Origin of the sequence: Arthrobacter sp. 92 (genome assembly GCF_050260325.1) — a bacterium.
Lineage (GTDB): Bacteria > Actinomycetota > Actinomycetes > Actinomycetales > Micrococcaceae > Arthrobacter.
Genome location: NZ_CP189863.1, coordinates 4,558,205 through 4,580,132, shown reverse-complemented (window position 1 = coordinate 4,580,132; position 21,928 = coordinate 4,558,205). Strand labels below are relative to the sequence as shown.

20 protein-coding genes are annotated in these 21,928 nt (G+C 65.4%); 12 read left to right on the top strand and 8 right to left on the bottom strand.

The features are described from left to right. The 5 genes from ACP4XC_RS21345 to ACP4XC_RS21325 all read left to right on the top strand — a co-directional run bounded on the left by ACP4XC_RS21345 (window position 1) and on the right by ACP4XC_RS21325 (window position 3,948). Window positions 1-672: a nucleotide exchange factor GrpE gene (locus ACP4XC_RS21345; protein ID WP_427172732.1), complete on the top strand. Its 672-nt coding sequence runs from the start codon at window positions 1-3 to the stop codon at window positions 670-672. Window positions 673-915: 243 nt separating this feature from the next. Further along, on the top strand, window positions 916-1,896 hold the full coding sequence (locus ACP4XC_RS21340; RefSeq protein ID WP_427172731.1) for a DnaJ C-terminal domain-containing protein: 981 nt from the start codon (window positions 916-918) through the stop codon (window positions 1,894-1,896). A 15-nt stretch (window positions 1,897-1,911) separates the two neighbouring features. Continuing rightward, window positions 1,912-2,334 carry a heat shock protein transcriptional repressor HspR gene (locus ACP4XC_RS21335; RefSeq protein ID WP_427172730.1) on the top strand — a complete coding sequence of 141 codons (423 nt, stop codon included), beginning with the start codon at window positions 1,912-1,914 and terminating at the stop codon, window positions 2,332-2,334. Between the two features lie 167 nt (window positions 2,335-2,501). Then, the gene (locus ACP4XC_RS21330) at window positions 2,502-3,335 is read left to right on the top strand and encodes an alpha/beta fold hydrolase (protein WP_427172729.1); all 834 of its coding nucleotides are present in this window, start codon (window positions 2,502-2,504) and stop codon (window positions 3,333-3,335) included. A gap of 214 nt (window positions 3,336-3,549) precedes the next feature. Then, on the top strand, window positions 3,550-3,948 hold the full coding sequence (locus ACP4XC_RS21325) for a hypothetical protein (protein ID WP_427172728.1): 399 nt from the start codon (window positions 3,550-3,552) through the stop codon (window positions 3,946-3,948). 52 nt (window positions 3,949-4,000) lie between these two features. On the opposite strand, the gene ACP4XC_RS21320 is transcribed toward ACP4XC_RS21325, so the two are convergent. Further along, entirely contained in the window at window positions 4,001-7,474 is a 3,474-nt protein-coding gene (locus ACP4XC_RS21320; protein WP_427172726.1) for an SNF2-related protein, read from the bottom strand. 230 nt (window positions 7,475-7,704) lie between these two features. Between ACP4XC_RS21320 and ACP4XC_RS21315 the strand changes: the two genes are divergently transcribed. Both ACP4XC_RS21315 and ACP4XC_RS21310 read left to right on the top strand, forming a co-directional pair. Continuing rightward, complete coding sequence (locus tag ACP4XC_RS21315; RefSeq protein ID WP_427175193.1) at window positions 7,705-8,886, top strand: Vms1/Ankzf1 family peptidyl-tRNA hydrolase; 1,182 nt, start codon at window positions 7,705-7,707, stop codon at window positions 8,884-8,886. Between the two features lie 132 nt (window positions 8,887-9,018). Continuing rightward, entirely contained in the window at window positions 9,019-9,891 is an 873-nt protein-coding gene (locus ACP4XC_RS21310) for a DMP19 family protein (RefSeq protein ID WP_427172725.1), read from the top strand. Window positions 9,892-9,897: 6 nt separating this feature from the next. On the opposite strand, the gene ACP4XC_RS21305 is transcribed toward ACP4XC_RS21310, so the two are convergent. From ACP4XC_RS21305 to ACP4XC_RS21295, 3 genes are all read right to left on the bottom strand, one after another. After that, window positions 9,898-11,100 carry a macrolide family glycosyltransferase gene (locus ACP4XC_RS21305; RefSeq protein WP_427172724.1) on the bottom strand — a complete coding sequence of 401 codons (1,203 nt, stop codon included), beginning with the start codon at window positions 11,098-11,100 and terminating at the stop codon, window positions 9,898-9,900. Between the two features lie 92 nt (window positions 11,101-11,192). Further along, window positions 11,193-12,419 (bottom strand): pyridoxal phosphate-dependent aminotransferase, encoded by a 1,227-nt coding sequence (locus tag ACP4XC_RS21300; protein ID WP_427172723.1) that lies wholly within the window; start codon window positions 12,417-12,419, stop codon window positions 11,193-11,195. Between the two features lie 52 nt (window positions 12,420-12,471). Continuing rightward, window positions 12,472-13,284, bottom strand: a complete 813-nt coding sequence (locus ACP4XC_RS21295; RefSeq protein ID WP_427172722.1) for a DeoR/GlpR family DNA-binding transcription regulator — start codon at window positions 13,282-13,284, stop codon at window positions 12,472-12,474. Window positions 13,285-13,375: 91 nt separating this feature from the next. On the opposite strand from ACP4XC_RS21295, the gene ACP4XC_RS21290 reads away from it, so the two are divergent. From ACP4XC_RS21290 to ACP4XC_RS21270, 5 genes are all read left to right on the top strand, one after another. After that, window positions 13,376-14,023, top strand: coding sequence for a bifunctional 4-hydroxy-2-oxoglutarate aldolase/2-dehydro-3-deoxy-phosphogluconate aldolase (locus ACP4XC_RS21290; RefSeq protein ID WP_427172721.1), 648 nt, complete (start codon window positions 13,376-13,378; stop codon window positions 14,021-14,023). 63 nt (window positions 14,024-14,086) lie between these two features. Continuing rightward, complete coding sequence (locus ACP4XC_RS21285; RefSeq protein ID WP_427172720.1) at window positions 14,087-15,382, top strand: MFS transporter; 1,296 nt, start codon at window positions 14,087-14,089, stop codon at window positions 15,380-15,382. 106 nt (window positions 15,383-15,488) lie between these two features. After that, window positions 15,489-16,076: an AAA family ATPase gene (locus ACP4XC_RS21280; protein ID WP_427172719.1), complete on the top strand. Its 588-nt coding sequence runs from the start codon at window positions 15,489-15,491 to the stop codon at window positions 16,074-16,076. 21 nt (window positions 16,077-16,097) lie between these two features. Beyond that, complete coding sequence (locus tag ACP4XC_RS21275) at window positions 16,098-16,529, top strand: Lrp/AsnC family transcriptional regulator (RefSeq protein ID WP_427172718.1); 432 nt, start codon at window positions 16,098-16,100, stop codon at window positions 16,527-16,529. 146 nt (window positions 16,530-16,675) lie between these two features. Next, window positions 16,676-17,707: an ornithine cyclodeaminase gene (locus tag ACP4XC_RS21270; protein ID WP_427172717.1), complete on the top strand. Its 1,032-nt coding sequence runs from the start codon at window positions 16,676-16,678 to the stop codon at window positions 17,705-17,707. Window positions 17,708-17,719: 12 nt separating this feature from the next. Here ACP4XC_RS21270 and ACP4XC_RS21265 read toward each other — a convergent pair whose 3' ends face one another. The 4 genes from ACP4XC_RS21265 to ACP4XC_RS21250 form a co-directional block, all read right to left on the bottom strand. Continuing rightward, window positions 17,720-18,379 carry a GntR family transcriptional regulator gene (locus ACP4XC_RS21265; protein ID WP_427172716.1) on the bottom strand — a complete coding sequence of 220 codons (660 nt, stop codon included), beginning with the start codon at window positions 18,377-18,379 and terminating at the stop codon, window positions 17,720-17,722. Between the two features lie 117 nt (window positions 18,380-18,496). Next, the gene (locus tag ACP4XC_RS21260; protein WP_427172715.1) at window positions 18,497-19,501 is read right to left on the bottom strand and encodes a transketolase family protein; all 1,005 of its coding nucleotides are present in this window, start codon (window positions 19,499-19,501) and stop codon (window positions 18,497-18,499) included. Next, entirely contained in the window at window positions 19,498-20,400 is a 903-nt protein-coding gene (locus tag ACP4XC_RS21255) for a transketolase (protein WP_427172714.1), read from the bottom strand. The genes ACP4XC_RS21260 and ACP4XC_RS21255 overlap by 4 nt, the downstream gene beginning before the upstream one ends. Continuing rightward, window positions 20,400-21,737, bottom strand: coding sequence for an MFS transporter (locus ACP4XC_RS21250; protein ID WP_427172713.1), 1,338 nt, complete (start codon window positions 21,735-21,737; stop codon window positions 20,400-20,402). Before ACP4XC_RS21250 ends, ACP4XC_RS21255 begins: the two co-directional genes overlap by 1 nt. Window positions 21,738-21,928: the final 191 nt, after the last annotated feature.

Genomic DNA, 21,928 nt, shown 5'->3' with positions numbered 1-21,928 from the left:
ATGCCGCATCACGGTAACGAAGAAGAGCACGCCTCTTCCGGGGACCCGCGCGACAACCGGGACAACCGGGACAACGATTCGCAGAAGCCGGTTATCCGGGACAACCGCAAGGTTGACCCGGAGACCGGGGCGGCCCGTCACCCCGAACGTGAAGGCCAGCACCCGGACACCGAGGGCGACGCGCTCTCCCAGGCGGAGGACATCCTCAACAGTGTTGAGGTCCCCGCCGAGGAATCGGTGGCCCAGGGTGTGGGCGCGGCCGAAGCGGAGGAGCTCAAGAACGATCTCCGCCGCCTGCAGGCTGAGTACGTCAACTACCGCAAGCGCGTGGAACGCGACCGTGCCGTGGCCGGGGAGATGGCCGTCATCGGCGTCCTGAACTCGCTGCTTCCGGTGCTGGACGACGTCGACGCCGCCCGCCAGCACGGCGATCTGGCGGACGGCCCGTTCGCCGCCATCGCTGCCAAGCTGGAGAATGCGCTGAAGACCTACGGGCTGGTGCGCATCGATGAGACCGGAGTCGAGTTCGATCCGACGATCCACGAGGCCCTCATCCAGCAGCCCGGACCGGACGTGGAGGTGGACACCGTCAGCCAGGTCCTTCGCTCTGGCTACAAGTCCGGCGAACGCGTGCTCCGGGCAGCCCAGGTGATTGTGGCTGTTCCGGCGTAGGTTGCGTTGGCGCTCCGCCGGATAGGGGGCGGTGCCCGCTTCGCGGTGCCCTCCACACCGCCGCCCTCTATCCGGCCTCCGCGCCAGCGTGTTGCTCGCCTAAAGTGAGTGAACAAACAACGCGAAGCAGATGATGGGCCCCGGGAGTGGCATCGGGCCTGCCGGAGCGTGGTGGCCACGCGAAGGGGCGGGGGCCCATCATCTGTGAAGCGCACTCTGCACGACTTTTGAAAGGAAACGCCATTGGCTAGCCAGGATTGGGTGGACAAGGACTTTTACAAGATCCTTGGTGTCGCCAAGGACGCTTCCGACGCCGACATCAAAAAGGCCTACCGCAAGCTTGCCCGGCAGCACCACCCGGATAGGAATGCGGGTGATGTCGCGTCGGAGAAGAAGTTCAAGGACATCTCCGAGGCATATTCCGTGCTGTCAGATCCTGAGGAGCGCCAGCAGTATGACGCCATCCGGGCCATGGGCGGCGGTGCCCGGTTCGCGCCGGGTGGAGCCGGCGGAGCCGCGGGCGGCGCTGGGTTCGAGGACCTCTTTGGCGGGCTGTTCACTGGCGGCGGCGGACGCCATTCCGGCGGGTTCAGCACGGCAGGTGGCATTCCGCCCGAGTTCGCCGACCTGTTCGGCGGCGGTTACGGCGGCGCTCCCACCGGCTTCCAGCGCGCACCGCAGAAGGGCGCGGACCGTACCGCGTCCACCACTATCTCGTTCGCCGGCTCCATCCGCGGCACCACCATCGGCCTGCGCGAACCGGACGGTGAGGTCATCGACGTCCGCATCCCGGCCGGGATCAAGGACGGGCAGAAGGTCCGGGTCCGCGGCAAGGGCCAATACGGTCCCGCGGGCAACGGGGACCTCATGGTGACGGTCTCGGTGAAGCCGCATGATTTCTACATCCGCGACGGCGACAACCTACGCATGCACGTCCCGGTCACTTTCTCCGAAGCGGCGCTGGGCGCCGACATCGAAGTGCCCACGATCGACGGCGACAAGGTCAGGCTGCGCGTTCCCGCGGGCACGCCGTCAGGCCGCACGCTCCGCGTTAAGGGCCGGGGCGTCAAGCACGCCAAGGCCACCGGAGACCTGCTGGTGACGATCGACGTCGCCGTCCCCAAGAAGCTGAGCAAGGAAGCCGAGGAAGCCGTGAAAGCGTTCGCTGCGGCCACAGCCGGCGAGGACGTGCGCGCCGGCCTGGCAGCCAAGGCCAGGCTGTAGGGACTGGACCCGGCCATGGACATCGACTTCGACCAGCCGATCTTCGTCATCTCGGTGGCGGCGGAGCTGGCCGACATGCACCCGCAGACGTTGCGCCAGTATGACCGCCTGGGCATCGTCTCGCCCAGCCGTGCCCCGGGTAAGTCCCGCCGCTACTCACAGCGGGACGTGAACATGCTGCGCGAGGTCCAGCGGCTTTCGCAGGAGGGAGTCTCGCTGGAGGGGATCAAACGAATCCTCCAGCTGGAGAACCAGGTTGCTGCTTTGCAGCGCAGGGTGAGCGAACTGACCGAGGAGCTGGGCCGCCGTCGCCAGCCGCTGGACTCCCGGATATTCGCCGCCGGCGCCGCCGGCGACGTGGTCAGTTTGGCCCGCGGGCAACGGCCCCGCGCACGGTCCCAGGCGTTGGTGGTGTGGCGCCCGCGCGCCTCTGACTGAGCACCCTCCCGGTAGCCGCCCGCGGCGCCCTTGACAGCCGCGCGGAGCCGATGAAAAGTGAAGGACACGCCCACGGGCCCGTCCGCCGGGTCCAGGCTGCCGAATTGCTGTGTAGCTTGCCCGGCCGGGCCAGGAAGCAGAGTCTCCCAACGGAAGGAACACCCCTCATGGCGTTTATCCCTGTCGGAACAGAAAACAGCACCACGATCGAGCTCTACTATGAGGACCACGGAGACGGTCAGCCGGTGGTCCTGATCCACGGGTATCCCCTGGACGGGGCATCCTGGGAGCGCCAGACGGCCGCGTTGTTGGAAGCCGGCTACCGGGTAATCACCTATGACCGCCGCGGATTCGGCAAGTCCAGCCAGCCGGTCACCGGCTACGACTACGACACCTTCGCCGCGGACCTCAATACCCTGATGACGGACCTCGACTTGAATGACGCCGTCCTGGTGGGCTTCTCGATGGGGACCGGCGAGGTGGCCCGTTACCTGGGCACCTATGGCTCAGCGCGCGTTGCGGGTGCGGTCTTCCTCGGTTCGCTCGAGCCGTTCCTCCTGAAGACGGACGACAACCCCGGCGGCGTGCCCCAGGACGTATTCGACGGTCTGCTCGGCGCCGTCAAGGACGACCGGTACGCCTTCTTCACGGAGTTCTTCAAGAACTTCTTCAACACCGACGACACCCTCGGAAGCCGCCTCAGCGAAGAGGCCCTCCGCGCGAACTGGTCCACGGCCGCCCGGGCATCCGCCCATGCCTCGGTGGCTGCCCAACCCACCTGGCTCACTGATTTCCGCGCTGACATCCCCAAAATCGACGTGCCGGCGCTGATTGTGCACGGAACCGCGGACAACATCCTGCCCATCGACGTGACAGGCCGCCGGTTCGCCGAAGCGCTGCCCGCAGCCCGGTACGTCGAGATCGAGGGCGCCCCGCACGGAATGCTCTGGACCCACGCCCCCGAAATCAACAAGGCGCTGCTGGAGTTCCTTAACAAGTAAGTTCCCTAAATTCCCCGGCAGGGGCCCTTAACCGCAAAACTGAGTACCGCCGGGTTCCGTCGCGGGACCCGGATTCCGAGAGTCGAGTACACGCTACTCGTGACGGGCCCGGCGGCTGGCGGCTTGAATGGACCAAGCTGAGTCTCACAGCGTGGTTTCAGGTCTCTGGGGGTTTTCTCATGTGCAATGACCGCAACATTCAAGCCGGTGTCCGGTGAACGCGGGGATGGCGCCGGTCGCCGTGTTCGCCCACTCCCTGCCCGGCCTCATCGTGATGTCGTTGGGGCAGGCGCTGGTGGTGGCGTGCGTCTGTTTTGACATGGTGCGCGCACTTTCGGTGCCACGGTCGCATCGACGCTACGTGGCGAACACCGTCTTCAGGACACTCGCCGTGCCGTCCATCCTCGTCACGGGAGTAAGCGTCCTGGTGGACGCGCTCTCGTGGTCGTGGCAGGACGTTGCCATGGGCGTCTTCCTGCTGGTGACCATCATCTTCCGGCTCCACCACGACACGGACGAGGACAACTGGTGGAAGGGCAAGGGTAAAAAGCTGGCCCGCTGGGCACGGAGGACGCTGGGCACCCGAACGGTGGCCGCACCAGCCCTCGGCTGAGCCGCCGCCCCGGCTGGCACCAGCCGGGTGGCACGCACCCTCGGCTGACCCGTCAGTCGTTGAACAGGCCGGCCAGGTCCTCCGCCGTGAGCGCCCCTCCGGAGAGCGCGTCGCCTTCCATGACGTCCGCGAAGAGCTGGGATTTCTTTGCTTTGAGCGCCATGACCTTTTCCTCGATCGTGTCCTTGGCGACGAGCCGGTAGACCATGACGTTCCTCGCCTGTCCGATCCGGTGAGTCCGGTCCACGGCCTGCGCCTCGGACGCCGGGTTCCACCACGGGTCCAGCAGGAAAACGTAGTCGGCCTCGGTCAGGTTCAGGCCGAACCCGCCGGCCTTGAGGCTGATCAGGAACACCGGCGCCGCGCCGTTCTTGAACTCGTTGACCACATCGGAGCGGTTGCGGGTGCCGCCGTCGAGGTAGCAGAACTCGATGTTCTCCTCCACCAGCCGCTCGCGGACCTTGCCCAGGAACCCGGTGAACTGGCTGAAGATCAGCGCCCTGTGACCCTCCGCCACCAGGTCCTCCAGCTGCTCGAACAGCACATCAAGCTTGCTGGACCGCACTCCGGACAGTGACGGATCGATCAACGACGGGTCCAGGCTGAGCTGCCGCAGCAGGGTCAGCGACTGGAAAATGGTGAAGCGGTTCTTGTTGACGTCGTCAATCAGGCCCAGGATCTTCTGACGCTCCCGCTGCAGGTGGGTCTGGTACACCTTCTGGTGCCGCGGATTCAGCACCACTTCCAGGATCTGTTCCTGCTTCGGCGGCAGATCACGGATGACCTGCTCCTTGGTGCGGCGCATCATCAGCGGACGGACCCGACGCCGGAGCTTGTCCAGCTGCGCCTTGTCCCCGTTCTTTTCCACGGGCTTCTGGTAGTACTCGGCAAAGCGCTTGGGGCTCGCAAAAAGCCCCGGCGCCACGATCGATGTCAACGCCCAGAACTCCATGAGGTTGTTTTCGAGCGGCGTACCCGTGATGGCCAGCTTGAAGGCAGCCGGCAGTTTGCGGGCGCACTGGTAGGCCTTGGACTGGTGGTTCTTGACGAACTGGGCCTCGTCCAGCATCAGGCCGGCCCACTGCTGCGAAGCGTAGGCCTCGTAGTCGATGCGGAACAGCGCGTAGGACGTGATCACAACGTCCGCCCCGGCCATGGCAAGGGCGGGATCCGAGCCGCTCTTGGCGAAGGTCTCACCGATGGCCCGGACCGTGAGCCCGGGAGCGAAGCGTTCCGTTTCCGCCTGCCAGTTGCCCACAACGCTGGTGGGGGCCACCACCAGGAAAGGAGCGGCGCCGTCGGAATTTCCCGCTCCGGACTCCGTTGCGGATTCCGGGCCCGATCCCACCGTGGGTCCCGTGCCTGTCCGGGCGGCCTCTTTGGCGGCGCAGATCAGGGCGAGGCTCTGGACGGTCTTGCCCAGGCCCATGTCATCGGCAAGTACCCCGCCCAATCCGTGCCGGTAGAGGAAGCTGAGCCAGTTGAAACCTTCGAGCTGGTACGGGCGCAGCTCCGCGTTGAGCGTCTCCGGCAGGGGCAGCCCGTTGATACCACCCTCAAGGAGGCCACCCACGGCGTCGCGCCAGGCAGCGGCCTGCTCATCCACGATGCCCAGGTGGGCCAGTTCGTCCCACAGCCCTGCCTGGAACCGGCTGATCTGCAGCGGCGCATCCTTGTTGTCCTGCAGGGAACGGGCCTCATCAATCAGTGCACGCAGCTGGTGAAGTTCGGGCAGGTCCAGGGAGAAGTAGGCGCCGCTGGGCAGGAGCATGCGCGTCTCCCCGGCCGCAAGGGCAGAGAACAACGCGGCAAAGGACACCGGCTGGCCCTCGAGGGTGATCACGATGCCCAGGTCGAACCAGTCGCGGCTGTCCGTGGCCTTCGTGGAGATGGCCACCACCGGTGCCTCCTCGGCCTCGCGGTAATCCGCGATCTCGCCGGACGTTTCCACCGCCACATCCGGCGTCCGGCGCAGGCGGGGGAGGACTTCCTCGGTGAACGCCAGGGTGTCCAGCCCGCTCAGTTCCGCGGTGGCCGCCAGCCGCGGCGTGCCCCACCCGCCTGTGGCGGACTCGCCCAGGGCCGGCACCACGTCCCACGGCTGGCCTACCGCTTCCAGAATCCGTGCCTCGGTTGCATCGTCGCGGTAGCCGTGATCGCCCGGGTGGCGCCACAGCGGCTGGGCCGTGACCAGGTTCCCCGACCTGTAGTGCCATTCCCAGTGCAGCCGGACCTTGTGGTCGGCGCCGTAATTGGCCAGCAGGGACAGCGAGGGAACGGCGAGCGCGGGTAGTTCCACCGACTCGTCCGAGGCTGTGACGCGGGCCGCCTGCTTGAGTTTGGGGTAGAACCCGGTCAGGAAGCGGGTCTCGTCCCTGGCCGGGATGTGCAGGGTGCTCCCGGCCGTGACGAACGTCAGGAGTTCCTCGCTGAGGCCGCTTTCCAGCGGGGCCAGGGTAATGATGGAATCCTCGGAAACTCCCGGCAGCGACTCCCCTCCGGACGTCAGGAAAATGCCGTGCGCCGGCCTCCCGATGGTGCCGACCGAAGCCGGATCAACGGCGACTCCCTCGACGGTGATGGTGGGCGCGAGCGTCAGGCCGCCGTCCTCGGACGCCTGATCGCCGCCGGCTGGACCGGCGCCTTCAACGGGGACGCCTGAGCGGGTCAGATTCAGGCCCACCGCGGCGGGCTCCTCCACAAGCCGCACGGGCTCCTGCCCGTGGGCGTGGACCAGCGCGACGCCGATCTTCCGTGCCTGGGCCAGCAGGCTCCACAGGTTCTTTCCGGCGTAGGTGTTCAGTCCCAGCCAGGGCGCAGTGGAATTGTGTTGCCGGTTGGCGAGTGCGGTGTGGGACGCGAGGAATTCCTGCATCCACTCCACGTGTGCCTCGTTGCATTCCCGCCGGTAGTTGAGGTAGCTCAGGGTGTTCCACGAGACGTCTCCGCGGATCCACTTGCCCTTGGCGCCCATGATCACCGGCCGCGCCTTAAGCTGGCGGACGCTCCGGAGCGGATCGCGGCGGCCTGTGTAGGAGAAGTGCGGGGCGGGTTCCTCGATCTCGAACTGGAGCGCCAAGGGGATGCCGTTGGTGGAGGGCGTGATGCCCGGCCGCGCGATCAGCGGATTCAGGGCCTGCTCCCAGTCCGGGATCTCCAGGGCCGCCGGTACCCTGGCCACGCGGGTGGATTCCGCCGGGGCCAGAAGCTGGAGCCGGGTGGCCGGGTTGTCCTCGGCGGCGAAAAGCAGTGCCGCCACGTGCTTGCAGTCCTTCCGCACCGGGCAGCTGCAGATGCCCACGGTGCAGCTCCAGCCGCCGCTCTTCCGGACCAGCTTGGCGGTGGTGGAGTAGGGCACGTCAGCGCCCCCGCGGACCTTGCCCAGCATCAGCCCCGTGGCGGCGTCGAAGGAGATGGAGGAGACCCGGCTGCCCATGGCGTAGGCGAGTCCGGCCGCGAGGGAGCGGTCGTTGATAGCGGGAGTCTGTATTGCCAGTGCCGCACTCTCGTCCGGTTGGGATGGCATGGTGCGCGCTACTTTCAGCAGGTCACTGTCCTGCACGTGCCACTGTTCCGCACTGTGCTGTTGTGCACCATGCAGGGGGCCGTGGCCATGAAGGGTTATCTGATCCATCTTAGCTAGCCGGAAAGGGGCCCTGAAACTTGACCTCCAGTGTTCTGCCCACAGCGTCACGGTGCTACGGTGAAATGTGATCTGGGGCACGTCTGATTCGGCCAACAGGAGAAGTGAGCAGAATGAACGGACCGCTGGAAAAATACGCTCCGCTTTTCGGTAAGACCGGCACATGGTGCACTGTCCTCGCGGATGCGGGAACCGGCACCGTGGTGTCCCAGGAGAGCGTTGATGTCAGGCCGGCGCAGGTGGCGGACGCACTTCGGGCTGCCGGAGCGGAGGACGCCGACGCCAGGGCCGCCGAGGAAGCCCTTCGGCCTGAGGAGGGGCTCCCCAGCCCGGTGGCACGGCTTCTCCTGGTCCGCAACGGCACGGTCGAGCTGGACCGCGTGCTGCCCGGTGAGCGGGTGGAAAACCCGTACATCAGTGTGGGTGTGATTCCTGACCTGCTGCCCCTCGTCCGGCACGAGGGTTCCGACCTGCCGGTGATCACCGCCAACGTGGACAGGTCCGGCGCCGACATCGTGCTCTCTTACGCCCGTCCGGGGATGGAGGGGCGCCAGGCCACGGAGGAGCACACCACCGAGGGAAGCACGGAGAACCTAAAGAAAGTCCCCGGCGGTGGCTGGGCCCAAGGGAAATACCAGCACCGGACGGAGGAAATCTGGCGGCAGAACGCCGATGAGGTGGCCGGCGAAATCGACCGCCTGGTCGAAGCCAGGCGTCCGGCACTGGTGGCTATTGGCGGCGACCAGCGGGCCCGTGACCTTGTGTTCAGCCAGTTATCGGACCACAGCCGCGCGATCGCCGCCACCGTGGACTCCCACACCCGGGCGGCTGGCGCCGACCCGGAAGTGATGACCGCCGCCGTCGAACGGTTGTTGGCCGAGAAGCAGGCACATGCCCAGCACCAACTGTTGGAACGTCTGGAACAGGAGAAGGACCACCCCAACCCCCGGGCTGTCTTTGGCATCGGGGCCGTGGTCCGGGCGCTGCAGCAGGCGCAGGTGGAGACGCTGGTTCTCAGCGACCAGCTCGCCCCCGATCCCGGGGCCGGCAACACCGCCACGGACCAGGGAGGCCGTCAGACGCGCGAGCTGGTGGTCCTGGACGAGGCTCCCTGGATCGCCGCTGCCGAAGACGAGGTGGCCGGCGCCCGTGTTCTGGGGCGGGCCGCCGCCGCTGCCGCCCTGCTTCGCGCCGCGGTCCTGACGGACGCCACGGTGGAGCTGCTGCCTGCGGCCGCGATCCCCGGCGGAGCCGAGGCCGCCGCCGTCCTGCGCTGGGGTGCGGGCCAGGCCTGACGGCGCTGCCAAGTGACCGGACCGGCCACGAAGCCTTTGCCCAACGTTCAACTCCGGCTCAACCGGCGGCCGCTCCCGGCACGTACCGTGAAGGGGTCCTGAGCACCACCGGCATCAGCAGTGAGGATTTCCATGAGCAACGGTCAGCCGACGAACAACTTCCCAGTGGTCCTGACGGCGGAAAGCGCCGGCGCCAGCAACGAGGACGTGGTTGACGCGAACGTAACGGTGGTCAACGCCATGTACGCGGAACTGCTGGACGCCCCGGAAATCGCGCCGAACGCCCTGCGCAGCTATTACGTGGACTTCTACCTTACCCAGGCCCTGGGCGGCGGATTCGCCCAGTACGTCTTCACCGCTCCGGAACGGGAGGAGATCGACGCCCACGTCCGCGAAGGACTCGAGGCAATGGGTGCAACGGCCCACCTTGACCTGTTCAACCGGGCCGCAGCAGCCTTTGACGCACTCTCCGACGACGACGCAGACAGCTATCTTGACGGCGATTTCGACGCCGGACTTGATGAGGACGGCGGCTCCGCAGGCGGGGCTTCGGAATCGGTCCTGGAGCTCGAAGAGCTCGACGGCGAATTCGAGTCGCTGCTCGAAACCGAGGACATCACGGCACTGAACGCCGCGTGGCTCCGAAGCCAGGAAGGCCTGCTGGTGCTGGACGACGAGCAGCTGGAAGTCCACATCGCGGGCCGCGTGGCGCTGATCCCCAACCTCGAGGAACGCCAGGCAGAGGCTGCCGAGGAGGCCCTGGAGAGCGCGCCCGAGTTTGAACTCATCATCCGCGAGCTCTGCGATGTGGCAGGGCACGAGCTGGAAAAGATCACCATGGGCGATCCGAACTATCAGCACAACGGCGAAACCATCCTGGCCTGGCACTTCACCACGGACCAGGGCGATTTCCTCATGGTGGAGGACGACGAAGAGGCCTACATGATCAGCCCGGAAAGCCGGGAAATCATCGCGGCCGTGGAGTTTGAGGAAGCCGACGCGTAGCGGGCATTAGCTGCCGCGCTCCCGCAGGCCCTGAACGTGGCTTTCGATGGCGTTGGCGGCCGCGGCCGCGCCTCCCGCGCTGCGGACGTTCCCGCTCATCGAAGCCACGTTCTTCCGGATCTCCGCGTTCCCGCTGACCTCCGAGACGGTCTGCAGCAGCGAGGCGGCGGTGAGATCCGCCGTTTCCAGCCTGCGGCCCAGGCCCAGTTCCTCAATCCGGCGGGCAGTGGCTTCCTGTTCGGGCTGCTGGGGAAAGGCCACCAGGGGAACGCCGAAATAGAGTGCCTCCATGGTGGAGTTCATTCCCGCGTGCGTGAGGAACACATCTGCCTGTTGAAGTACCTGAAGCTGGGGAAAGAACGCCTGCACCCGGATGTTCTGCGGAATCGTCCCGAGCGAAGCCGGACCGGTCTGCTCGCCGATCGCCATGGCCACGTCCCACTTTCCCTGGCCGAATGCCTCCAGGCAAGTTCGGAAGAAGTCGGGACGACGGTTCAGCGGAGTGGTTCCGAGCGAGATAAAAAGCAGTGGATTGGTGCCCTCGTGGCTCCAGCCGGCGTCGTCCCGGCCGCCCACGCAGGGGCCCACGAAACGGAAGCGGTCATCGAACGTTTCGGCCATGGGCTGGAACTCGCGGGGGATGAAAACGATATTGAACGGTGCCGGCGGCCCGTCAAACATCCGCGGTACGCCCACGCCCTGCTCGGCGGCAAACTCGGCGAGCGAACCTCGCATGGCGGCCCATGCCTCCGCCATCTCCGGGGGCGGGTCAGCGGGCAGCAGCGTCCTCAGCGAGAAGTGCTCATTGCTGGCGTACGTGGGCATCAGGGAAATGGCCGGGACGCCGATCTTCTCCGCGGCCATACTTCCGCTAACGGTCATGGCATCGAAGCAGACGGCGTCCGGAGGGTCCTCCCTGAGATGCTCAACCAGGGCGGGAAAATCGGCCCGGATGTCCTGGAATACCCGTTTTAGCATGGGCAGCATCAGCTGCCGGCGGTCCGGCAGGGCCGGCCCGCCGATGGGCAGGGAAGCAAACCAGTCCTGGCCGGAGGCCCGGAACTCGGCCCCGGCCCGTTCGACCCTCTTGGCGAAGGTGGTGGCCGTGAAGTAGGTGACGCGGTGTCCGCGGCGGACGAGTTCGGCAACCACGGCCAGGGTGGGGTTCACATGGCCCGCGGCCGGAATGGAAATGAACGAAAGATGCATGACGGCCACTCCTCAGCGACGGCCGGCATTACGTCGGCGGAGTCATAACTAATCATGGCCTCATTCAGCGCCGGGTAGCAGTGGGACGCCGGTTAGTCGGCCGCACTGTTGCGGTACGCGGACAAGAAGGTGGCGATCCGCCGCACGGCTTCCTCAATGTCCTCGACCGCCGGAAGGATGACGAACCGGAAGTGGTCGGGCCGGGGCCAGTTGAAGGCCGAACCGTGGGAGACCAGGATCTTTTGTTCCTGGAGCAGGTCCAGGACGAACTGCTCATCGCTCTTGATCGGGTAGAGATCCGGATCCAGGCGGGGAAAGAGGTACATGGCCCCGGCGGCGGGAACACACGTCACTCCGGGGATGGCGGTCAGGAGTTCAAATGCCCGGTCACGCTGTTCGCGCAGCCTCCCGCCTGGCCTGATCAGCGCGTCGATGCTCTGGTAGCCGCCCAGGCACGTTTGTATCGCGTGCTGCGCGGGAACATTCGGGCACAGGCGGAGCGAAGCCAGCAACTCCAGGCCCTCGCGGTATGCCAAAGTGGCGGCGAGCGGGCCCGTCACGGCCACCCAGCCGGCACGGTAGCCGGGCATGCGGTAGGCCTTCGAGAGGCCACTGAACGTAAGGCAGCAGACGTCCTCCGCCACTGAGGCGGTGTGGATGTGCTGGGCGTCCTCATACCGGATCTTTTCGTAGATCTCGTCGGAAAACAGGGCGAGGTGGTGTTTGCGGGCCAAGGAGGCGAACTGCTCCAGGACGTGCCTGGGATACACCGCTCCGGTGGGGTTGTTCGGGTTGATGATCACGATCGCCTTGGTGCGCTTGGTGATCTTCGCCTCGACGTCGGCCATGTCCGGCCACCAGTTCTCGTCCTCGTCGCACAGGTAATGCACCGGTTTGCCGCCCGTGAGGGTCACCGCGGCAGTCCACAGCGGGTAATCGGGTGCGGGGATGAGTACTTCGTCCCCGTTCTCCATAAACGCCTGCAGGCACATGGAAATGAGCTCGCTGACCCCGTTGCCGATGAAGATATCCTCGACGCCGATCTGCATGAGCCCGCGCGTCTGGTAGTACTGCGAGATGGCGGTGCGTGCCGAGAAGATGCCCTTGGAGTCGCTGTAGCCCTGGGCTCCACGGAGGTGGTGGATCATGTCGACCACCACGGATTCGGGGGCCTCCAGCCCAAACGGCGCGGTGTCGCCAAGATTCATCTTGAGGATCCGGTGACCCTCCGCCTCCATCTTTTTGGCCGCCTGAAGGATGGGCCCGCGGAGTTCGTACCGGACGTTCTGGAGTTTGCTGGAGTGCTGCATCGGACGCATGCTTGATCTTTTCACAGACACGCCCCGATGGCGTCGCGCTTCCGGGCTCGGCTCAGCGGACGTCCTGCTTGCCCACTGACGCCACATGGACGGCCACGCCCAGATCGCGGATATTGTCCTGGATCTCGTGGGGGAGCTGTTCGTCGGTCACCACGGCGTCCAGGTTTTCGATGGGCGCCACCCGGAATCTGGAGACAGTGCCGAATTTGGTGCTGTCCGCCAGCAGGAAGCACGACGACGACGACGCCAGGGCTGCGAGCTTCACCTCCACCTTGTCCATTGACGGCGTGGTCACGCCACGGGACATGTTCCACGTGCCGGTGCTCAGGAAGAACATGTCCACATTGATGGACTTGACGGCTTCGGCCGCGATGCGGCCGCAGCTGGATGCGCTGGACGGATCCACCAGGCCACCGGTGTGGATCGTCTCTATGTTCGGGTACGCGAACAGGCTCGTGACCACATAGAAGTCGTTGGTGACCACGGTGAGGTTCTTGCGCTGACCCAGGAACGGAACAACGGACTGGCAGGTGGTTCCGGCGTCGAGAAACAACACCATCTCATCCTCCACGAATTGTGAGGCCAGTTCGGCAATGGCCTGTTTCCGGGGAAGCTCAAGCTGGGCCCGGAACTCCCGTTCCCGCGGCGGCTCCTGGCTGGTCCAGTCCGCGAGACGTACGCCCCCCTGAACCGACACCACCTGCCCCAGGTCCTCCAGTGCGGTGATGTCCCTGCGAACCGTCATGTGGGAGACGTTCATGTAGTCCGTGAGGCTGCGGATACTCAGGACGCCCTCCCTCCGGAGCAGCCGAAGGATCTCCTGGTGGCGCTGCTCGGGAATGAGGGGTCGTACTGACGGGCTCACGCATGGCTCCTTTGGGACGTCGACGGAACAAGCTTAACAAGTTTTCACACACTGTTCCGATTTGTGAATATTTGGGGTAATCTCTTAATCGATGTTAAACAAATTTGAAGTCTTAGAAACCATCGTCCGCACCGGCGCCCTGCTCATCGCACGGCTCGATTCGGCCGACGAGGCCTACCGCGTAGCGGAGGCCGCCATTGAGGGCGGCGTCCGCGCCGTCGAAGTCCCGTTGACCGTTCCCGGCGCGCTCGGCGTCATCGAACGCCTGGCCGACAAGTACGCCGGCCAGGGGATCGTTGTGGGAGCCGGCACAGTGCTTGACGCCGAGGCCGCCTACGCCGCGATCTCGGCGGGAGCGCGGCTGCTGGTCAGTCCGCAGCTCAACCCGAAGATGATCGCCACCGGCAACCGGTACCAGGCCGTCACGGCCAGCGGCGCCTTCACCCCGACTGAAGTCGTCAACACCCTCGAAGCGGGCGCGGACATCGTCAAGCTGTTCCCCGCGGAACTGGGCGGACCGGCTTACGTGAAGACCATCCTGGCGCCCCTGCCCCAGGCTCCTGTCATGCCTTCCGGTGGAGTCACCCCCGGGAACGTCGGCGCCTGGTTCGCAGCCGGCGTGACCGCCGTCGGCGTCGGCAGCTTCGTCACCAAAGCGGCTCAGAACGACGGCGACTACGGGCTTGTGACCCGGGCCGCCAGGACGTTCCTCACGGCAATAAACGACGCCCGGCACTAACGCCGGGAACCGACCCCAAAGCCGACAGATCCTGTCGCCCCAGAACACAAAGGAGTGAGCTGCATGAGCCAAACTTCAGCAGAGACCGACACCACGCACGCCAGGCCGCTGAAGAGCGTGCGGATCAGGTGGTTCCTGATCGCGTTGCTCGTCATCGGTGGAATCATCAACTACCTGGACCGCAATAACCTCAGCATCGCGAACACCACCATCGCCAAAGAGTTCGGCCTCAACGCACTGCAGATGGGATTGCTGCTTTCGGCCTTCTCCTGGCCGTACGCCATCGCCAACCTTCCCGCCGGCTACCTCGTGGACAAGTTCGGCCCCAAGCGGATGTTTGCCTGGGCCGCGGGGCTGTGGTCCATCGTGTCCATGCTTTCCTCGCTCGCCAATTCCTTCGGGTTCCTCTATGCCGCTCGCGTGGCGCTGGGCATCGCGGAGTCGCCCTTCTTCACCTCGGGCCTCAAGGTGGCCGACCGCTGGTTCAACAAAGCGGAGCGTGCGCTTCCTGTCTCGATCGTTAACACCGGTTCACAGATTGCCAACGCGATTGCACCGCCGCTGCTGACGTTCCTGATGCTCACCATGTCCTGGCGGGGCATGTTCGTCGTCATCGGCGGACTCGGAATTGTCATCGCCCTGGTCTGGCTCCGGATTTACCGCGACCCCACCATGAAGGAACAGTTCATCATCAAGGGCGCCGAGTTCGAGGAGCAGTCCGAGCCGGCGGAAAAGCCGGCAGGCTGGGGCGAACTGCTCAAACAGAAGAACACCTGGTTCATGGTCCTGGGCGCGTTCGGAATCTTCTACACGGTGTGGGTCTACCTCACCTGGCTGCCGAGCTACCTGCAGACAGCGCGCGGATTCAGCCTCAGCCAGATCGGCTGGCTGGCCGGGCTGCCGTTCCTCTGCGGCATCATCGGTGTACTGGCCGGCGGCATAATCTCCGGCAAGTTGATCAAACGCGGAGTCCGCACTGTCACCGCCCGCAAAATCCCGATCGTGGGCGGCGCCCTGCTCGCCGCGGCAGCCGTCCTGCCGGTGGCCTACGTGGAGAACCCGGCGCTGGCCATTGTCCTGCTCTCCGTGGGCTACTTCGCCGCGCAGGTTCCCATCGGAGTCCTGTGGACGCTGGCATCAGATATTGCAGAACCGAACCAGGTGGCCTCCCTCGGCGCCATCCAGAACTTCGGCGGCTTCCTCGGCGCGGCGCTGGCTCCCATTGTGACGGGGTACATCCTGACCGAGACCGGCGGCAACTACACCCTGGTGTTCCTGATCGGCGGGGCGCTGTTGATCGTGGGCGCCCTGTCCTATGGCATCTTTGTGAAGGACCGCCGCGCGGCCGTCACGGCCTGACCGGAGCCCACCCCTTGCCGGACCGTCCCGGCGGGCGCCGCGCTGGCGCCCGCCGGGACGGCAAACCGGCAGCTGCAGCCCCCAAGGTTCAAGGAAGAACAGGCAGTTGAAAACAACCATCCCCAAGGTGTTCTTTGTGATAGGCCCGGCCGGGTCGGGCAAGTCCAGCGTAAGCAGGCTCATCGCGCAACGGTTCGGAGCCGCCTACATCGACAAAGACACAGCCACCATCCGCTTCACGGAGCTGTTGCTCAAACTCAACAACTCGGACCCGAACGAACGCGACAATAACGAGTTCTACCAGAGCATCATCATGCCGCTGGAGTACGCATCCATCCTTGACCTCACCCGGGACAACCTCCAGGCGGGCAACTCCGTTGTACTGGATGCCCCTTTCGGGAAATATTTCCCGGATGCCGGCTACCTGGCCAAGATCCGGGCCGCTCATCAGTGGCCCGAGGCCGAGCTGATCGTGGTACATGTCCGGCTCTCGGGTGACGCCCTCCGGCGGCGGCTCCTCGACCGGGGCTATCCCAGGGACGAGTGGAAGCTCGCCAATTGGGAGACGTTCTGGTCCGGAGCCCAGGCCAACTCCTGCCATTGGACGGGCGCCCGCCACATCGACTTCGACAACAGTGCCGGGGCGGCCGATATCACCGCCTTCGCCGCGGCCATCGCTGACGGGGACCTATGAGCCGATGTGTACATTGTGAGAATGACAGCACTCACTGACCTTGATCGCCGCCTTCTCTCCGCGCTGCGCGAGGACGGCAGGGCTTCGGTGGCCAGCCTCGCCCGGAAACTTGATGTTGCCCGGGCCACTGTGAACAGCCGGCTCGAGCGACTGATCGCATCCGGGACCATCGTGGGCTTCACTGCCAGGGTGCGCGATGAACTCGACCCGCTGGCAATCCACGCCATCGCCCTCATTGCGGTGGAAGGCAGAACCACGGACAGGGTCATCCGCCAGCTCAGGGGCTTCCCGGAAATCACGGCCCTGCACACCACGAACGGTGGCTGGGACCTCGTCGCGGAGCTCCGGACCGAGAGCCTCCTCGGCTTCGACCAGGTCCTGGGGAGGATCCGCGGGATCGAGGGCATCGTCAACAGTGAAACCAGCCTTTTACTCAGCTCCGTCCTCCGCTAGGAGTTCGTTACGACAAATTGCCTTAAGAAGCTCGTCAAAATGTGCAGTCACTCAACAAAAAGAGTGCTATTTGGGAATTGAGCCTGCATAACGCAGAAACCTACTGTGGTGCCAACAGCGGTTTACTACAGAAACGGGGGCGCAACATGACGCGCTTTGTCGACGTCCACAACATGGTTCGCTGGGTCGCGGCCCAAGGACCTGAGAGCATCATCGCCGGCATGATCCAATACCTCGAGGAGGACTTCCGGCGTTGGGAATCCTTTGACAAGACCCCAAGGGTCGCGAGCCACACGCCGTTCGGAGTCATCGAGCTCATGCCCACCAGCGACCATGAAACCTACGGCTTCAAGTACGTCAACGGCCACCCCTCCAACCCGGCACGGGGCTATCAGACCGTCACCGCATTCGGCGTCCTCTCGGACGTCCACAACGGCTACCCCACCTTCCTCGCCGAGATGACGGTGCTCACTGCGCTGCGGACCGCGGCGACCTCGGGCATGGTGGCGAAGAAACTCGCCCGCCCTGATTCCCGGATGATGGCCATGATCGGCACCGGCAGCCAGTCCGAGTTCCAGGCGCTGGCCTTCCGGAGCGCCTTGGGCATCACCACGCTTCGGGTCTGGGACACCGATCCCGCCGCCCTGGAGAAGCTAATCCGCAATCTCACCCCGCTCGGCTTCGACATTAATGTGGCCGCCTCGGCCGCGGACGCGGTGCGGGGCGCGGACATCATTACCACCTGCACCGCGGACAAGGCGAACGCCACCATATTGACCGCAGACCTCATCGCCCCGGGTGTCCACCTGAACGCCATAGGTGGTGACTGCCCGGGAAAGACTGAACTGGACGCCGCCATCCTGACGCTCGGCAGCGTCTTTGTGGAATTCGCGCCCCAGACGCGGATTGAAGGCGAAATCCAGCAGATGGGCCCGGACTTTGGCGTCACGGAGTTCTGGGAGGTCCTCGGTGACCATTCCCCGGGCCGCACGTCCGCGGAGCAAATCACAATCTTTGACTCCGTCGGCTTCGCCATCGAGGACTTTTCTGCACTGCGCTACGTGCGCGACGCCGTGGCCGGAACCGACTACTCCATGGAAATCGACCTGGTGGCGAATCCGGAGGACCCGAAAGACCTCTTCAGCCTGGTCGGTGCGCTGTCCCCGGTCGGGTCCTAAGCCGGTCCGGTCCTAGGCCACCAGGTTGTCCGCGGCGCTATCCATGTGTTCGCGGATGGTCTTGCGGGCCAGGGAAGCGTCGCCGGTTTCGATGGCGGCCACGATGTCGTGGTGCCGTTCCACGCTCATGTTCGAGACGCCCTTTTCCAGCCCGGCAAACATGATGGACATCCGGATGGAGCCTTCCAGTGATTCCCAGGAGTGCAGCAGCGTCTCGTTGCCGGTAAGCCGGCACATGGTGCGGTGGAATTCGAGGTCCGATTCGATCCGCTCTTCGAGGCTGCCCTTAGCTGCCGCCTCCATGGCGCCGATGGCCGCGCGCAGCGAACCGAGCACGTGCTGGCGGTCCGGAAGCTCACACAAGGTGCGGGCAGCCAGTGATTCCAATGCCGCACGGACGGAGTAGATGTCCCGGATTTCCTTGGCATCGAGGTGCCGGACGGAAAGGCGGCCCCGCGGCCCCGCTGACAACAGGCCTTCCTGCTCAAGCTGGCGCAACGCCTCCCGCAGGGTTCCCCGGCTGATCTGAAGCATGTCCGAGAGTTCGGTTTCCACCAGGTGCCGGCCGGGCTCCAGCTCGCCGCTGGTGATGGCGCTGCGCAGCGCGGAAAGGGCCTGCTCGCGCAGGCTCTTCTTCTGCAGTCCCAACAGGGGTGCTGTTGCTCCGGCCATGATATTACGTCCTCAATGTCAATGGTCGACTGTTTACAGTCGGTGTGTTAACTGTTGATGTTACGGCAGAAGCGCGGAAACGGCTTGTGCCGCTCCGCGCTTCCGCCGCTGCGTCCGCTAGCCGAGTTCGGCCAGGACTTTTGCCACGATCCTTTGCACGGAGAGGCCGTAGCGCTCGTGCAGGGTGGGCAGGGCCCCGGCGTCGAGGAACGCATCCGGAAGTGCCACCGGGACCACCCGCTTGCCGAGTCCCGCGGTGACCACGGCGGAGGCGACTGTTTCGAACAGGCCGCCCACCACGCTGTGGTTTTCAAGGGTCACGGCGAGCCGGTCCGTGTCGATCTCGGCCAGCACCGTCGCCGCGTCGAACGGCTTGATGGTGGGGGTGTGCACCACGGAGACGTCCACGTTGTGTTCGGCCAGCGCCTTGGCGGCCTGGAGCGCCCGCATGGTCATCAATCCGCTGGAGATGAAGACGACGTCGTTGCCACCGCGCAGCACCTTGGCCTTGCCGAGCTCGAAGGAATAGCCGTATTCGTCCAGCACGGTGGGCACATTGCCGCGCAGCAGGCGCAGGTACGTTGGTCCCTCACTGGCCGCGAGCTGGGGGACGGCCTGTTCAATATCGATCGAGTCGCAGGGGTCCACGATGGTCAGGTTGGGCATGCCACGAAAGATCGCCATGTCCTCGGTGGCCTGGTGGCTGGGCCCGTAGCCGGTGGTCAGGCCCGGCAGTCCGCCCACGATGTTCACATTGAGGTTGGGTTCGGCGCTGTCCAGGCAGAGGAAGTCATATGCCCGCCGTGCCGCGAACACGGAGTACGTGGACGCGAAGGGCACCAGGCCGGTCTCGGCCAGTCCCGCCGCTGCCCCGAAGAGCAGTTGTTCGGCCATGCCCATCTGGAAGAAGCGCTCCGGGAAGGCCTGCGCGAAGATGTGCATATCCGTGTATTTGCCCAGGTCCGCAGTGAGGCCAACGATCTTGTCGTTCTCCTGCGCGGCCTTCACGAGTGCGTGCCCGAACGGCGCGGAGGCGGTCTTCTGGCCGGGATCGGCGAAGGACGCGATCATGGCCGAGGTCTTCAGCTTGGGGGCGGTGCCCTTCAAAGCAGCGGTGCTCATCGGCTTGCCTTTCCTTCGAATCCTGCGCTCAGTTGTTCGCGGCATTGCTGCCATTCGTGTTCCTCGATGCGCATAAAGTGGGCCTTCTCGCGCTCTTCGAGCAGCGGTACTCCCCGGCCCACCTTCGTGTCGCACAGAATCACGGAAGGACGTCCGACGGCGGCCGCCTGGGCGGCTGCGTTGTCGAACGCCGCCAGCAGCGCGCCGACGTCGTTCCCGTCCACCCGCTGGGTGTACCAGCCGAAGGATTCCCACTTCTCCGTTACGGGTTCGGTGCGGAGAACGGTGTCCGTTTTACCGTCGGCCTGCAGGGCGTTGATATCCACCATGGCGGTGAGGTTGCCAAGCCGGTGGTGGTGCGCGCCCATGGCGGCCTCCCAGGTGGAGCCTTCATCCAGTTCGCCGTCGGAGAGGAAGTTGTAGACCCTCGATCCGGACCCCTGGTACCGCAGGCCCAGCGCCATGCCCACCGCGATGGTGAGGCCGTGGCCCAGGGACCCGCCGGAGATCTCCATCCCCGGGGTGTACGTGGACATCCCGGACATCGGCAACCGGGAGTCGTCCGAGCCGTAGGTCTGCAGTTCCTCCACCGGCACGATCCCGGCTTCGGCCAGCGCCGCGTAGTGTCCGATCGCGTAGTGGCCGGTGGAGAGCAGGAAGCGGTCCCGCCCTTCCCATTCCGGGTCAGCGGCCTGGAAGCGGAGCTGGTCCGCATAGACGGCGGCCAGCATGTCCGCCGCGCCGAGCGCCTGGCCCACGTAGCCCTGTCCCTGGACTTCGCCCATGTTCAGGGCGTGGTGACGGATGCGGTAGGCGGCGGCAGCCACCCGTGCCGTCCGGTCGTGGGGCGCCTCGCCGGAGGTCCGTGCGGGGTTGTGTGTTTCCTGGATGGCTGTCATTAGACGGTCACCTCTTGGGGGGTGCTTTTGGTGGCTTCATCTGCAAAGGCACGCTCGCGCTTGCCCCAGGTTTCGCGGGTGGCGACGGCGGCCCAGAGCCCGATTGCCGCGTAGAGGCCGAAGAGCAGTGCCGGGCCCATCCAGCCGAGGCTGACGAAGAGCAGCGTGGTGATGAACGGGGTGAAGCCGGACACCATTGCCGAGATCTGGTAGGCCAGCGAGGCGCCGGAGGCGCGGGTCTTGGCTTGGAAGAGCTCCGGGAACCATGGGCCCTGGGCGCCGGCGAGGGAGTTCTGGCAGACGGCGTAGGAGATCACCAAGGTGGCGATGATGAAGATGAACAGGCCGGTGTTAACCAGCAGGAACATCGGCACGGCGAACAGGACGGCGAACGCGCAGGACCAGATGTAGAGGGGGCGGCGTCCGATTCTGTCTGTCAGGCGGGCCCACGCCTGGGTGGCCACAATGCCGATGGCCGATGCGATGCACAGGGCCACAAGCGTCTGGGTCTTGTCGGCCAGGTGCTGGCTGTTGAGGTAGGAAATCATGTAGGTGATGGACACGGCGTAGCCGGCGGTCTCGGCGATGCGGAGGCCGATGCCCTTGACGATGTTGCGCCAGTCGGTTTTCAGGACCTCGACGATGGGCGACTTCACGATTGCTCCGCTGTCCTTGACCTCGTCGAACACGGGGGACTCAGGGACCTTGGAACGGATGACAAGGCCCACGGCCACCAGCAGGATGCTGGCGAGGAACGGAATGCGCCATGCCAGTTCACCGCCGAGCTGGACGCTGACCAGGAACACGAGGTTGGCCAGCAGCAGGCCCACGGGGAAGCCGGCCTGCACCATTCCGGTGTATTTGCCCTTTGATTTCCAGGGAGCGTGCTCGTAGCTCATCAGGATCGCGCCGCCCCACTCCGCGCCGAAGGCCAGGCCCTGGACGATGCGGACGAACACGAGCAGTGCGGGGGCCAGCAGGCCCACCTGGCCGTACGTGGGCAGCAGGCCGATCACGAAGGTGGCGATGCCCATCAGGATCAGCGAGGCCACCAGGACCGGCTTGCGGCCGAGTTTGTCGCCAAGGTGGCCGCCGATGATGCCGCCGATGGGCCGTGCGGCAAAGCCGACGCCCAGGGTGGCGAACGCCGCCAGTGTTCCCGTGACGGGGTCCCCTGTGGGGAAGAACGCTGTACCGAAGTACAGGGCGGCAGCTGTGCCGAAGCCGATGAAGTCATAGGTCTCGATGACTGCGCCGACGCTCGAGCCGATCGCAACCCGCCTCGCGTCCTTGGTGCCGTGGACCGGACCGCGCATGGTCAGAGCTTCTTTGCTCATTGGTGAATCCCTTTCGAATAGCTACTGCCGCACTCGGCGTCAGCACTGTCGACTGTTAACAAATGATACGCCAGTGTGACCTGCGCCATGCGCTTCTGTCAACAGTCAACTTCAAGGGTTGACTGTTGACAGTCGACTTTTGTACTGTGGTATCCATCACTACGTCCCGGGCGCACCAAGCCCTGGGCACT

Excerpts from the sequence above, each read along its gene's own strand:
- ACP4XC_RS21345 (WP_427172732.1), top strand. The coding sequence starts at position 1 with ATGCCGCATCACGGTAACGAAGAAGAGCACGCCTCTTCCGGGGACCCG.
- ACP4XC_RS21335 (WP_427172730.1), top strand. The coding sequence starts at position 1,912 with ATGGACATCGACTTCGACCAGCCGATCTTCGTCATCTCGGTGGCGGCG.
- ACP4XC_RS21330 (WP_427172729.1), top strand. The coding sequence starts at position 2,502 with ATGGCGTTTATCCCTGTCGGAACAGAAAACAGCACCACGATCGAGCTC.
- ACP4XC_RS21320 (WP_427172726.1), bottom strand. The coding sequence starts at position 7,474 with ATGCCATCCCAACCGGACGAGAGTGCGGCACTGGCAATACAGACTCCC.
- ACP4XC_RS21315 (WP_427175193.1), top strand. The coding sequence starts at position 7,705 with ATGAACGGACCGCTGGAAAAATACGCTCCGCTTTTCGGTAAGACCGGC.
- ACP4XC_RS21310 (WP_427172725.1), top strand. The coding sequence starts at position 9,019 with ATGAGCAACGGTCAGCCGACGAACAACTTCCCAGTGGTCCTGACGGCG.
- ACP4XC_RS21305 (WP_427172724.1), bottom strand. The coding sequence starts at position 11,100 with ATGCATCTTTCGTTCATTTCCATTCCGGCCGCGGGCCATGTGAACCCC.
- ACP4XC_RS21300 (WP_427172723.1), bottom strand. The coding sequence starts at position 12,419 with ATGCGTCCGATGCAGCACTCCAGCAAACTCCAGAACGTCCGGTACGAA.
- ACP4XC_RS21290 (WP_427172721.1), top strand. The coding sequence starts at position 13,376 with ATGTTAAACAAATTTGAAGTCTTAGAAACCATCGTCCGCACCGGCGCC.
- ACP4XC_RS21285 (WP_427172720.1), top strand. The coding sequence starts at position 14,087 with ATGAGCCAAACTTCAGCAGAGACCGACACCACGCACGCCAGGCCGCTG.
- ACP4XC_RS21275 (WP_427172718.1), top strand. The coding sequence starts at position 16,098 with ATGACAGCACTCACTGACCTTGATCGCCGCCTTCTCTCCGCGCTGCGC.
- ACP4XC_RS21270 (WP_427172717.1), top strand. The coding sequence starts at position 16,676 with ATGACGCGCTTTGTCGACGTCCACAACATGGTTCGCTGGGTCGCGGCC.
- ACP4XC_RS21265 (WP_427172716.1), bottom strand. The coding sequence starts at position 18,379 with ATGGCCGGAGCAACAGCACCCCTGTTGGGACTGCAGAAGAAGAGCCTG.
- ACP4XC_RS21260 (WP_427172715.1), bottom strand. The coding sequence starts at position 19,501 with ATGAGCACCGCTGCTTTGAAGGGCACCGCCCCCAAGCTGAAGACCTCG.
- ACP4XC_RS21255 (WP_427172714.1), bottom strand. The coding sequence starts at position 20,400 with ATGACAGCCATCCAGGAAACACACAACCCCGCACGGACCTCCGGCGAG.
- ACP4XC_RS21250 (WP_427172713.1), bottom strand. The coding sequence starts at position 21,737 with ATGAGCAAAGAAGCTCTGACCATGCGCGGTCCGGTCCACGGCACCAAG.